Here is an 11,929-nt window from a genome sequence, read left to right as displayed (position 1 = left end):
GAAACACGACGCGTCCAGCATCGGGGCGGGGTGCGACGGCTGTCAACCCGCTGGCGAAAAGTTGGGGATATACATTGCTTAAGAGGTCGACTTGCCTATGCTGGACGACCCATTGCCCTGGGCCGCGCGCATCGTCCACGAGACAAGAGGAGGCCGCATCTTGAAGACCGTCCTGATCGCCAACCGCAAGGGAGGATGCGGCAAGACCACAATCGCGATCACGCTGGCCGCGGCGCTGGCCGATGGCGGCTGGCGGGTGGCGCTGGCCGATGCCGACCCGCAGAAATCGTCGCTGCGCTGGCTCAAGCGCCGTCCGGGGCGGGCGGCGCGCATCCATGGGCTGGACTGGACCGCGCCGCGCCGGCTGGGCCAGGCACCAAAAGGCACCGACTGGCTGTTCGTCGATGCGCCCGGCGCGCTATACGGCGGCGCGGCCGAGCCGCTGGTGGCCGAGGCCAAGTCGGTGATCGCGCCGATCCTGCCATCTTTCTTCGACGCCGAATCCACCCGCCGCTTCGTCAAGGATCTGCAGCAGATCAAGCGCATCCGAAAGGGCAAGGTCGGCCTTGAGATCGTCGCCAACCGGGTGCGCCCGCGCAGCCGGGGCGCGGCGCGGCTGGATGCCTTTTTCGAGGCGATCGGCCAACAGCCCGTTGCCACGCTGACCGAGCGCGCCGCCTATGCCGACCTCGCCGAGGAGGGGCTGACGATCTTTGACAAGCCGCAAAAGCTCTACGCGCCGATCCGTGCGCAATGGACCCCGCTTCTGGCCGCGCTGATCTGAGGCTCAGGACTGGCCCAGCAGGCGGCGCAGCTCTGCCGCGCCCTTGCCGCGCAACAGCGCGCCGTCGGCCTCGGTGCCGAAATGCGGCCGCTGGGCAAGCAGCGGAAACCGCCGCGCGACCTCGCGCGCCAGGTCCTCGGGCATCCGGCCCAGCATCGCCTCGTTGACCAGCAGGCTCTCGGTCGGGATGCCCTCGGCATAGAGGATCTCGTGGCGGTCGAAGACCAGGTGGAAATACTCGACGAAGCCGCCCTTGCGGATATAGGCGGTGTCGCCGTCCACCAGGTGCTGGGCCTTGACCAGCGCCTCGGCGGTCGAGGTCAGCCGCTGGCGGCCGCGCTGGTAGATGAACAGGCGCTGGTGCTGGCTGACGATCAGGTCGCTTGCGTTGCCCAGCGTGCCCTTGGCGATGACGACGGGCGCGTAGGCGCCGACCCCGCGCACCGTGCGCCGGCCGATCCAGCGCAGCGGTTGGGCGCCGTGGTCGCGGGTCAACAGCCGGTCGCCGACGGACAGGGTTTCGATCGGGCGCTGCTCGCCACCCGCCACCGCGATCATCGTGCCCCGCGTGAAGGCCACCGAGGTGATGTCGGCCAGCCGCACCGGGCCGGGCGCGGTATCGACGCGGATCAGCGCATAGCCGACCCGCGGCTCGACCGGGCCCAGCGGCAGGAAGGCCAGCCGGGCGGCCGGCCCCTCGGAGAGCAGGACCAGCAGCAACTCGACCTGCGCGCCGTCGGGCGCCATCAGCGTCAGCTTGCCGTCGATGCCCAGCCGCTCGCCCGGCTGGCCGATCTCGGTTCCCGCCGCGATCTCGGCCGCCTCGTCGCCTGCGCGCAGCACATGTGCCGACCGGGCGCTGGCGGCCGCCGCGTCGGCGACCGAAAGGTACAGCGCCTCGGCCGCTTCGCGCATCTCGTAGACATCGCCCGGGCACAGCGTCTCGCACGGGGTCAGCGCGTCGCCCTGATTGGCGCCCGCCACGGCAACCAGATCGGCCGCGTCGAAGACGTGGCAGCCATAGCTGGGGGCAGGGGGCTTGGGGATGGAACCGGTCATGGGGCAGCTCGCCAATCGACTTCCTGGGCGCTTTCACTTGGTCTGGCCACGGGCTGCCCCCAATGTGCCGCGCCGACCGCGTCCTCGTTATGGCAATTTTAGGCCCAAAGCGGCGTATCTGCAATTTGCCCGGGGGTCTCGGGACCGGTTTTCAGCGCGCCATCGGGATGCGTTGGCCGCGCCCCGGCGACAATGCCGGGCCGGAAGGTGCCATTGTTCACGCCGGCGCCGCCGGCCCGTCCAAGGGCGCGGCAGGGCGGCCGGGTCGAATCGCCGCGGCGGCCCTTTCGTGCCGCGCGCCGGGCTGGTATCGGGAAGGCGCGGGCAGGCAGGCCCGCAACGGGAAAGGGGAAACGCCGATGGAACTGGGAATCGCGGGAAAGCGGGCGCTGGTCTGTGCCTCGTCCAAGGGGCTGGGGCGCGGCTGCGCCGAGGCGCTGGCAGGGGCAGGGGTCGACCTGGTGATGAACGCGCGCGGCGCGGGCGCGCTGGAAGAGGCGGCCGAGGCGATCCGCGCGGCCAATGGCGTGGCGGTCACCGCCGTGGCCGCCGACATCACCACCGAGGACGGCCGCGCCGAGGTGCTGGCCCAGGCCGGCGACGTGGACATCCTGGTGACCAACGCGGGCGGCCCGCCGCCGGGCATGTGGAGCGACTGGGGCCGCGAGGATTTCATCAAGGCGCTCGACGCCAACATGCTGACCCCGATCGCGCTGATGAAGGCGCTGCTGCCCGGCATGATGGACCGGGGCTGGGGCCGCGTGGTCAATATCACCAGCCAGTCGGTCAAATCGCCCATTGCGGTGCTGGGCCTGTCGAACTCGGCCCGCGCCGGGCTGACCGGCTATGTCGCGGGCACATCGCGGCAGGTGGCGCCGCACGGTGTGACGATCAACAACCTGCTGCCGGGCATCCATGACACCGACCGGGCCGACGCGCTGGACAAGGGCGTGGCCGATAAGGAAGGCATCACGCTGGAGCAGGCACGCGCCAAACGGGCCGAGACCATTCCCGCCCGCCGCTACGGCACGGCCGAGGAGTTCGGCGCGATGTGCGCGTTTCTGTGCTCGCAGCATGCGGGATTTGTCGTGGGGCAGAACATCCTGCTGGATGGCGGCGCGGTGAACGCGACGCTTTGAACCGGGCCGCAGGGCCGGACTTGCCGCCGCCGGGGCGGCTTGCTATGTGTTGCCGAATTCCGAGTGTTTTCATCGGACATGATGCGTGAGGCAGACGGTGAGCACCCCGACACCCCGGCTGGAAATCAGGAACATCACCCGGCGCTTCGGCGGCCGGGCGGTGGTCGACGACGTGTCCCTTACCGTGATGCCAGGGCAGGTGACCTGCCTGTTGGGCCCCTCTGGCTGCGGCAAGTCCACCACGCTGCGCATCATCGCCGGCGTCGACATGCAGGATCAGGGCGAGATCTACATCGACGGCAAGCTGATCTGCGACACGGTTTTCCGCATCCCGCCCGAGCGGCGGGAGGTCGGGCTGATGTTTCAGGATTTCGCGCTTTTTCCGCATCTCAGCGTGGCCGAGAACGTGGCCTTCGGCCTCAACGGCCCGAAAGAGAAAAAGCGCGCCCGGGTGCAAGAGCTGCTGGCCCGGGTCGAGCTCGCGCGGTTTATCGACGACTACCCGCACGAGTTGTCGGGCGGCGAGCAGCAGCGCGTGGCGCTGGCGCGGGCGCTGGCGCCGCGGCCGCGGATCATGCTGATGGACGAGCCGTTTTCGGGCCTCGACAACCGGCTGCGCGACGAGATCCGCGACGAGACGCTGAGCGTGCTGAAGGATGAGGGTACGGCGGTGCTGCTGGTCACGCACGAGCCCGACGAGGCGATGCGCATGGCCGACGAGATCGCCCTGATGCGCGCGGGGCGCATCGTGCAGCAGGGTGCGCCCTATAACCTCTACAACGCGCCGATCGACCGGGCCGCGGCGGCGTTTTTCAGCGATATCAACGTCATCAAGGGCAAAGTTCAGAATCTTCTTACGGATACGCCCTTTGGCCAGTTCCTCACGCCGGCGATGCCCGATGGCGCCGAGGTCGACATCATCATCCGGCCGCAGCACGTCAAGATCGACTTCGACCGCAACGGCCGCGGCCCCAACCCCACGCCCGATGACGGCGTGCCCGCCCGCGCGGTGGTCGAGCGCGCCCGCTTCATGGGGTCCGAAAGCCTGGTGGAGTTCCGGATGGAGTTCGATGGGTCGGTTCTGAAGGCGACCGTTCCCGCCGTGTTCCTTCCCAAGCCCGGCACGCCGATGTGGCTGATGATCCGGCGCGACCGCTGTTTCGTGTTTCCGGCCCCGGGGCAGGAACGGGCGGCCTGAGGGGCGGCGCGGCCGGCCGGGGCGGGCGCTTGCCGACATCCACCCATAGGCGCCCGCCGGGCCGGTCAGGCCCCGCCGACAGTCACCGGCGCGCCGGTGGCCATGTCGGTGCCGATATAGGGCTTGCGCGCCGTCTTCCAGGCCGCGAAGCCGCCCTCCAGATGCGCGGCCACGTCATGGCCCGCCGCCAGATAGGCCTCTGCCACCTTGCGCGAGCGCACGCCCGAGCCGCAGTGGAACACGATCTTCTTGTCGCCGCCCTCGGGCAGGAAGGCGGGGTCGTAGGCCGCCATCGGCAACAGCAGCGCGCCGCGGATATACTCGAACATGTACTCCTGCGGGGTGCGCACGTCGATCAGCAGCACTTCGCCTTGCTTCATGGCCTGTTGCAGGTCGTCGCAGTTCCAGTGCTCCAGCGTCTTGCCGTTCATGTCCTCGGTATGCATGTCCCTGACTCCCATGGGATGAGATGAATCGGTTCGTCCGACCCAACCTTTGGGGAAACCGCAAGGCCGCCGCAAGGCCGTGCGCCCCGCGTACGGCCGAGGCGGGGGGCAATAAATCGCGGTTTTGCGGCGGAATGGGGCTTTGATCTGCCCGCGGAAGCCAATACATGTGTCAAACAGATTTCAAACCGGGACCCGGAGGTGCGCAAGGCGCGGGTCCGTAGGGAGACAGCCATGCTGAACAATATCGGCCTGCCCGGCCTTCTTCTCATCGCCGTCGTCGTGCTGGTGCTTTTCGGGCGCGGCAAGATCTCGTCGCTGATGGGTGAGGTCGGCAAGGGCATCACCGCCTTCAAGAAGGGCGTCAAGGAAGAGACCGAAGAGGCCAAGGAAAGCCTTGAGGCCGCCCGCGACGTGACCCCCGAGGAAGAAAAGGACAAGGTGTAAGCCACCTTGCCCGCTGCCCTGAGGGCCTGATCCCATGTTCGACCTCGGCTGGACCGAACTCTTGCTGATCGGCATCGTTGCGCTGATCGTGGTAGGCCCCAAGGACCTGCCCGGCATGTTCCGTACCCTGGGCCGGTTCACCGCCAAGGCGCGCAACATGGCGCGCGAGTTCCAGCGTGCCATGGATGACGCCGCCGACGAGGCCGGGGTCAAGGAGACCGCCAAGGACCTGCGCGAGATGACCAACCCGCGCAAGATGGGGCTCGACGCGGTCAAGGACGCGGCCGACAGGTTCGAGAAATGGGAGCCCAAGTTCGGCAAGGACAAGGGCAAGACCGACGAAGAGGACGCGCCGGGCCCGGCCACAGCCGAGATGACCGACGAGCGCGCCGCCCATGCCGAACGCTACCGCGCCGCCACCGCCGAGGCGGCCCGCAAGCGCAAGGCCGAAGAGCGCGCCGCCGAGCAGGCCGAAAGCGCCGCCGCCACGACAGGCCCTGACAGCAAGAGCGACGCATGAGCCACGAAGACCAGATCGAAGACAGCTCCGCCCCGCTCATCGAACATCTGGCCGAGCTGCGCACGCGGCTGATCTACTCGGTGGCCGCGTTCGTAGTGGGCATGGTGATCTGCTTCACCGTCTGGAACACGATCTTCAACTTCCTCACCCACCCGATCTGCGGCGCGCTGGCCGAGCGCGGGCAGGATTGCGGGCTTTACCTCATCAAGCTGCAGGAAGGCTTCTTCGTCGCCATCCAGATCTCGCTTTTGGGCGGGTTCGCGCTGGCCTTCCCGTTCATCGCCTACCAGATGTGGCGGTTCGTGGCGCCGGGGCTTTACCGGAAGGAAAAAAACGCTTTCCTGCCGTTCCTGCTGGCCTCGCCGATCATGTTCTTTCTCGGCGCGTCCTTTGCCTATTACGTGGTCACGCCGCTTGCCTTCGACTTCTTCCTGAACTTCCAGCAGGTCGGCCAACTCGCCTCAGAAGGCGAGGAAATCAAATCGGAAACCGCGGGCATCACGTTCCACGGTTCGGTTCAGGAATACCTCTCGCTGACCATCAAGTTCGTCCTGGCCTTCGGGCTGTGCTTTCAGTTGCCGGTGCTTCTGACGCTGATGGGCAAGGCGGGGCTGGTCTCGGCCGCGGGGCTGGGGTCGGTCAGGAAATATGCGGTCGTGGCCATCCTGGTGCTGGCCGCGCTGGTCACGCCGCCCGATGTCATCACCCAGGTCATTCTGTTTGTCGTGGTCTACGGGCTGTACGAGATTTCCATCCTGCTGGTCCGCCGCGTCGAGAAGAAGCGCGAGAAGGAACTGCGCGAACAGGGGCTGTGGTTCGAGGACGACGAAGACGAGGCCGACGACCCGCTGATGCGCGAATTCGACGAGGGCGAGGACACCCCCGAGGGCGGGCGGTGAGCGAAGAAAGCCTGGCCCGCATCGCCGAGGCGCTGGAACGGCTGAGCCCGGCCCCCGCGCCGGCCCCCGACTTCGACGCCGCCGATGCCTTCGTCTGGCATGCCGCCCCCGACCGCCTGTCGCCCGTGGCGCGGGTCAACCGGGTTGATCTCGCGCTGTTGCAGGGCATCGACCGGGCGCGCGACACGCTTTTCGAGAACACGCGCCATTTCGCCCGCGGCCTGCCGGCCAACAACGCGCTTTTGTGGGGTGCGCGGGGCATGGGAAAGTCGAGCCTGGTCAAGGCCATCCACGCCGCCGTGGTCAAAGAGGGCCACGCGCTGAAGATCGTCGAGATCCAGCGCGAGGACCTGCCCACCATCGGCCGGCTGCTTACCCTGATGCGCGCCGCGCCCGAGGCGCGTTTCCTGCTGTTTTGCGACGACCTGTCGTTTTCTCATGACGACGAGCATTACAAGTCGCTCAAGGCGGTGCTGGACGGCGGAATCGAGGGGCGGCCCGACAACGTGATCTTTTACGCCACGTCGAACCGCCGCCACCTGATGCCCCGCGACATGATCGAGAACGAACGCTCGACGGCGATCAGCCCGTCCGAGGCGACCGAGGAAAAGGTTTCGCTGTCGGACCGGTTCGGCCTCTGGCTGGGGTTCCACCCCTGCACCCAGGACGAATACCTCGCCATGATCGACGGCTATTGCACGGCCTACGGCGTGCAGGTCGAGGCCGACACGCTGCGCGCCGAGGCCATCGAATGGCAGGCCACCCGCGGCGCCCGGTCGGGCCGGGTCGCCTGGCAGTTCTTCACCGACCTCGCCGCGCGGCAAGGTGTGCGCCTCTGAATTGCGACATCCGCGGACCCGCCGCGCGCGCCGGGAACAGCGGTTGCCAGCCGGTATGACGGGCGGTCCATACGCCGTGCCTTTTGCTGACGGCGCCGGTCGCGCGGGTTTTATTTTGCCCGCTTGGCAAGGATGGCCTTCGGGGCGATGCCGTCAAATCTCGCCGGGTCGCTTCGGCGGTCGCGCGATGCGCCATCGGGGGGTGTTCGGCCGGGCTGGGGCGACGACTCTTTGCAAAACCGAGGATATTCGGTCTCACCTCGCCGCAAAATTGCCGAATCCACCGGCTACGGTCTTGCCCGTGTGCCGCGCTTGTCTGACGCTTGGCGCATAACGTGAGAGCATGAGCAGACCTCTCGGAGGAAAAGACTATGGCAGGTGTCCTGATTTCGGGCCTCGGCGGCGGCGCAGGGTTCGGCGAGCAGGTTGTCGATCGCAATGACGACGGATCGACGGCGGAAATCGATGTCAGCGAGATTTTCGAAGACGGGCTGAGGTTTTTCGGCCGCAGTTTCGACTCGCTCTGGGTCAATACAAACGGCAGCGTGACGTTCAGCGCACCGCGGCGCACCTACACGCCCACCGCGATCACCGAGGCCAGCGGCAACCCCGAGATCAGCCCGTTCTTCGCCGATGTCGACACCCGCGGCGGCGCCGTGTCGCCGACGCCGGGCGGCGTCTCGCAGGGGACCAACCTCGTCTATTACGATTTCGACGCCGAGAACGACCGCTTCGTCGTCACGTGGGACGATGTCGGATATTTCAACTCGCATACCGATTTGCTCAACAGCTTTCAGCTGATCCTGAGCGACCGCGGCGACGGCGATTTCGATATCGAGTTTCGCTACGAAGAGATCAACTGGACCACGGGCGATGCCAGCGACGGCGTGGGCGGCCTGGGTGGCTCGGTTGCCGTGGCCGGCTATACCGCGGGCACCGGCAACCCGGCCGCCTATTACGAATTGCCGGCCTCGGGCAATCAGGACGCGATCCTCGATCTGGAAAACAGCTTGGGCAACACCGGCGAGGAAGGCTATTGGTTTTTCCGCGTCCGGTCGGGCGACATCGCCACCGCCGATCTGCCCGCGGCGCCGGACTCCGGCGCGACCGGGTATCTCGCGGGCGTGGGCCACGCGGTCACGATGGACGGGGTCAGCTATGATTTCCGCGCCGCCGGCGAATTCGTACTGTTGCGCCAGATCGACGGCGGCCCCTTCGAGGTGCAGGTGCGCATGGTGCCCGAGGGCGACAACGGCACCGTTGCCCAGGCCGTCTCGATGCGGCTGGGCGAGCATGTCGTGCAGATCGATGCGGCCGACGAAAACCCGTTCCGCGTCGACGGGGTGGCCACGCGAGTGGTCAATTTCGGCTCGCTCGACGTTGGGGGCGGGCGCATCTACCGCCTGGACGAGTTGTTCGTGGTGGTCTTCCCCGGGCTCGACGGCGTGGTCAATGACGGCGACGCGCGGCTCAGCCTGCTCGTCGACGACGACGCCCAGCGCATGGACGTGACCATGGAGTTGAACCAGGAACTCATCGGCGGGCTCGAGGGGCTGCTCGGCCTGGCCAATGGTGACCCGGCCGACGATATCGCGCTGCCCGGCGGCGAGGTGCTGGACCGGCCCGTGGACCCCGACACGCTTTACGGCGATTACCGCGAAGCCTGGAGGGTAACGACCTACGACCAAAGCCTTTTCACCTACGATGCCGAGGGCGCGCTGGCCTGCGAACTGGGAGAGACGATCGACTGCTTCGACCGGCCCGACCATCCAAGCAACCTGCTTACGATCGACGATCTGGACGCGGACATCGTGGCCAACGCCCGGATCGAGGCGCTGGAGGAAGGGCTGACCGAGGGCACGTCCGCCTTCGATCAGGCGGTCTTCGACTATGCCCTGACGGGCGACGATACCTTCATCGACTCGGCCGAGGCCCGCGCCGACACGACCGGGACCTTCGGCCTGACGGGCGTGATGCTGGCCGGCAGCGCCGGCGCCGATGAACTGAGCGGCAGCTCGGGCGCCGACAACCTGCACGGGCTGGCGGGCGCCGACCGCCTGGTGGGCCGGTCCGGAGATGACTTCCTCTACGGCGGCGACGGGGCCGATCAGATCAATGGCGGCGCTGGCGATGACAGCATCCTCGGTGGCGCGACCGCGGCCGATGGCAATGACGAGATCTATGCCGGCACCGGCGCCGACCGCGTTCTGGCGGGCCATGGCGACGATGTGGTCTTCGGCATGGACGGCGACGACCTTATCAGCGGCGGCTTCGGCTTTGACGCGCTGCGGGGGCAGGATGGCGACGACGTGATCAGCGGCGGCGCCCAGTCCGACCTGATCTTCGGCGGCGACGGTGACGATTTCATCAATGGCGGCTACGGCTACGACCGCGTCAACGGCGGTGCCGGGGCGGACATGTTCTACCACCAGGGCAGCCTGGGCCACGGCATCGACTGGGTGCAGGATTTCAGCGATGCCGAGGGCGACATGCTGGTCTTCGACTATCCCTATGCCGACCGGTCCGATATCGAGGTGCGCTTTGCCGAGACGCCGGGCGCGGGCGAGGACGGGGTGGCCGAGGCCTTCATCGTGCATCCGCGTTTCAGCCAGGTGGTCTGGGTGCTGATCGACGGGGCCGAGCTCGACTCGATCGACGCGGTGTTCCAGGGCGGCACCTACGACCTGTTGGAGCTGGTCTGAACCGGAACCACCGGCGAATGCTGCAAGCCCGCATGAGGATCGCCTCGTATGGGCTTGGTTTCAAAAATGAAAACCCCATTTCCGCGACTGGCCGTGACCTCGCGCCGCAGGCCGGCTGGGCGGGTCTTTGCCGATGCCCGATGGGGGTGTCGGCGGAACACCGCCTCGTTAACCGCATCTTGTTTGACTTGCCCTTAGCCCTGTCCGAAGCACGCGGATTGAACGCAGCGATGGTGGGGACCCATGAGCAACTCGATTTCACGCCGTCCGGCGCATCTTCTGGCCGCGGCGCTTTTTGCGATGTCCGCCGTCGCGGCCCAGGCCGGGGCGATGTGCGATAACGCGCTCACCCGTGCGATTCCGGCGCGCGCCGCCGGGGCTCCGGGCGGCAGCGCGGTGGTCGAAAAGGTGCGCACGCTCGGCGGCAGCGCGCGCGACGCGGTGATCGCGGGCGAGGTGCTGTCGGGCAACGTGCCGGGCTTTCTGCGCCGTCTGACCCCCGTCGTGCTCAGCGGCCGTGCCGCTGACGGTGCCGCGGTCGAGATCACGCTCTGTGTCACGCCCGGCTATCTGGCCGTGGGCAGCGACCGCGACTTCGTGCGCGTGCCGCTGGGCCTGCCGGCGGCGGCCGAGATCGCCGACCGGTTCGATTTCCTGCTGCCGACGACCCGCATGGTCGATGCGATCCACCGGCAGGCGACGGTTGTTCTCGCGCCGAGCCCGATGGCGCCGACATCGGAAATGACATCGACCGCCTATTTCGCGCAGCACAGCGCCACGATCGACCGCGCCCTGCCGGGCAAGCGGTCGCTGTCGCTGCTGACCGCCGGCCAGAAAAAGGACCTGGTGCTGTCGATGCGGCTGCGGCAGGCGCCGGGGCGGGTGGCGATCTATGGCTGGCACCGCACCAACGGCCGGCCGATCCAGCCGCTCAGCACCGTGCACGGTGCGCGCTATGCCGATTACAGCCACGGTGTGCGCCTGGTCAGCCGGACGGCCTATATCGACGGTCAGCCGCGCGCGCTTGAGGACGTGATGCAGGACAAGCGGCTGGCGCATCTGGTCTCTAGCGAGGGTCCGATCTCGAACGCCCGCGGCCTGCTGGCTTCGCTCTACCGCTGAGGCGGGGCCGCCCCGTCGGCCAGGCCCAGAAACCCCGCCCCGGGCCGCGCGGCGACGGTCTGCACCGCGCTCTTGCCGTTGCGCCCGGCCGAGACGACCCCGACCACCCGCCAGCCCTCGGGCCCCTCGGCCAGCACCGGCGCCCCCGAGACGCCGGTCTGGACCGCGCAATCGAGCCCCAGCAGCCCCGCCCGCCGCGCCAGCGCGGTGCAGGGGCCGTGGCGGCTGAGCGCGTGCGGCCGGTCGCTGCGATAGGCGAGAATGGTGAACGGGCCCTCGGCCGGGTCGCGCGGCGAGGCCGCCGGGATCGGCCGTGCCGCGGCCCCGTCGATGGGCGCGGTCAGCCGGATCAGCGCCAGATCGCCCCGCAGCGTGGCAAAGGTGATGCCGGCGCGGGGGTGATAGGCGGGGTGCAGGATGATCTCGGCGGCGCGGCGATGGGCGGTGAAGCGGCCCTTCAGCCAGCCGGCGAGGAAGTGCACCTGGTGCGGCTCGGCGATCTTTGCGGGGCCCAGCGCATAGAGACAATGGGCCGCGGTCAGCACCAGGTCGGGGGCGATCAGCGTGCCGGTGCACATGCCGCCGCGGTCGAATCCGGTGACGTTGATCCGGCCGATGGCGTGCCAATGCGCATGGGCTGCGTCGTCCAGCACCGCGGGCCGCTCGTCGGCGGCGGCGGGCGGCACGGCGGCAAGCGCGGCAAGAAGCGCAAAGAGGCGGACGAGGGCGGTCACACCCCTTGATATGGCGCCCGAACGCGGCCATGTGAAGCGT

At 68.2% G+C, this 11,929-nt stretch carries 12 protein-coding genes; 9 read left to right on the top strand and 3 right to left on the bottom strand.

What is annotated here, in order from left to right; genetic code table 11:
- Positions 1-160: 160 nt before the first annotated feature.
- Positions 161-784: a nucleotide-binding protein gene (locus Ga0609869_RS13610; protein WP_125404928.1), complete on the top strand. Its 624-nt coding sequence runs from the start codon at positions 161-163 to the stop codon at positions 782-784.
- Positions 785-787: 3 nt separating this feature from the next.
- Here the strand turns inward: Ga0609869_RS13610 and Ga0609869_RS13605 are convergent, their stop codons facing one another.
- Entirely contained in the window at positions 788-1,843 is a 1,056-nt protein-coding gene (locus Ga0609869_RS13605; protein ID WP_125404931.1) for a Hint domain-containing protein, read from the bottom strand.
- Between the two features lie 359 nt (positions 1,844-2,202).
- Between Ga0609869_RS13605 and Ga0609869_RS13600 the strand changes: the two genes are divergently transcribed.
- Both Ga0609869_RS13600 and Ga0609869_RS13595 read left to right on the top strand, forming a co-directional pair.
- Entirely contained in the window at positions 2,203-2,982 is a 780-nt protein-coding gene (locus Ga0609869_RS13600; protein WP_125404934.1) for an SDR family oxidoreductase, read from the top strand.
- 97 nt (positions 2,983-3,079) lie between these two features.
- Complete coding sequence (locus Ga0609869_RS13595) at positions 3,080-4,180, top strand: ABC transporter ATP-binding protein (RefSeq protein ID WP_170168810.1); 1,101 nt, start codon at positions 3,080-3,082, stop codon at positions 4,178-4,180.
- A gap of 65 nt (positions 4,181-4,245) precedes the next feature.
- On the opposite strand, the gene Ga0609869_RS13590 is transcribed toward Ga0609869_RS13595, so the two are convergent.
- Positions 4,246-4,626, bottom strand: a complete 381-nt coding sequence (locus Ga0609869_RS13590) for a rhodanese-like domain-containing protein (RefSeq protein WP_125404940.1) — start codon at positions 4,624-4,626, stop codon at positions 4,246-4,248.
- A gap of 234 nt (positions 4,627-4,860) precedes the next feature.
- Here Ga0609869_RS13590 and tatA point away from each other — a divergent pair, with 234 nt between their 5' ends.
- The 6 genes from tatA (at position 4,861) to Ga0609869_RS13560 (ending at position 11,155) form a co-directional block, all read left to right on the top strand.
- Positions 4,861-5,073 carry a twin-arginine translocase TatA/TatE family subunit gene (gene tatA / locus Ga0609869_RS13585; protein WP_125404943.1) on the top strand — a complete coding sequence of 71 codons (213 nt, stop codon included), beginning with the start codon at positions 4,861-4,863 and terminating at the stop codon, positions 5,071-5,073.
- 34 nt (positions 5,074-5,107) lie between these two features.
- Positions 5,108-5,593, top strand: coding sequence for a Sec-independent protein translocase protein TatB (gene tatB, locus Ga0609869_RS13580; RefSeq protein WP_125404946.1), 486 nt, complete (start codon positions 5,108-5,110; stop codon positions 5,591-5,593).
- Positions 5,590-6,492 carry a twin-arginine translocase subunit TatC gene (gene tatC, locus Ga0609869_RS13575; protein ID WP_125404948.1) on the top strand — a complete coding sequence of 301 codons (903 nt, stop codon included), beginning with the start codon at positions 5,590-5,592 and terminating at the stop codon, positions 6,490-6,492. The genes tatB and tatC overlap by 4 nt, the downstream gene beginning before the upstream one ends.
- Positions 6,489-7,331 carry an ATP-binding protein gene (locus Ga0609869_RS13570; RefSeq protein ID WP_125404951.1) on the top strand — a complete coding sequence of 281 codons (843 nt, stop codon included), beginning with the start codon at positions 6,489-6,491 and terminating at the stop codon, positions 7,329-7,331. The genes tatC and Ga0609869_RS13570 overlap by 4 nt, the downstream gene beginning before the upstream one ends.
- Positions 7,332-7,702: 371 nt before the next feature.
- On the top strand, positions 7,703-10,033 hold the full coding sequence (locus Ga0609869_RS13565; RefSeq protein ID WP_125404954.1) for a nidogen-like domain-containing protein: 2,331 nt from the start codon (positions 7,703-7,705) through the stop codon (positions 10,031-10,033).
- 243 nt (positions 10,034-10,276) lie between these two features.
- Complete coding sequence (locus Ga0609869_RS13560; protein ID WP_125404956.1) at positions 10,277-11,155, top strand: hypothetical protein; 879 nt, start codon at positions 10,277-10,279, stop codon at positions 11,153-11,155.
- Here the strand turns inward: Ga0609869_RS13560 and Ga0609869_RS13555 are convergent.
- Positions 11,146-11,889, bottom strand: coding sequence for a trypsin-like serine peptidase (locus Ga0609869_RS13555; RefSeq protein WP_170168811.1), 744 nt, complete (start codon positions 11,887-11,889; stop codon positions 11,146-11,148). The genes Ga0609869_RS13560 and Ga0609869_RS13555 overlap by 10 nt on opposite strands.
- Positions 11,890-11,929: the final 40 nt, after the last annotated feature.

The organism is Rhodovulum iodosum (assembly GCF_041020385.1).
GTDB lineage: Bacteria > Pseudomonadota > Alphaproteobacteria > Rhodobacterales > Rhodobacteraceae > Rhodovulum > Rhodovulum iodosum.
This window is presented reverse-complemented; position numbering and strand designations above follow the sequence as displayed.

Coding starts and splice junctions, on each gene's coding strand:
- tatB (WP_125404946.1), top strand. CDS start 5,108: ATGTTCGACCTCGGCTGGACCGAACTCTTGCTGATCGGCATCGTTGCG.
- Ga0609869_RS13600 (WP_125404934.1), top strand. CDS start 2,203: ATGGAACTGGGAATCGCGGGAAAGCGGGCGCTGGTCTGTGCCTCGTCC.
- Ga0609869_RS13560 (WP_125404956.1), top strand. CDS start 10,277: ATGAGCAACTCGATTTCACGCCGTCCGGCGCATCTTCTGGCCGCGGCG.
- Ga0609869_RS13565 (WP_125404954.1), top strand. CDS start 7,703: ATGGCAGGTGTCCTGATTTCGGGCCTCGGCGGCGGCGCAGGGTTCGGC.
- Ga0609869_RS13605 (WP_125404931.1), bottom strand. CDS start 1,843: ATGACCGGTTCCATCCCCAAGCCCCCTGCCCCCAGCTATGGCTGCCAC.
- tatC (WP_125404948.1), top strand. CDS start 5,590: ATGAGCCACGAAGACCAGATCGAAGACAGCTCCGCCCCGCTCATCGAA.
- tatA (WP_125404943.1), top strand. CDS start 4,861: ATGCTGAACAATATCGGCCTGCCCGGCCTTCTTCTCATCGCCGTCGTC.
- Ga0609869_RS13590 (WP_125404940.1), bottom strand. CDS start 4,626: ATGCATACCGAGGACATGAACGGCAAGACGCTGGAGCACTGGAACTGC.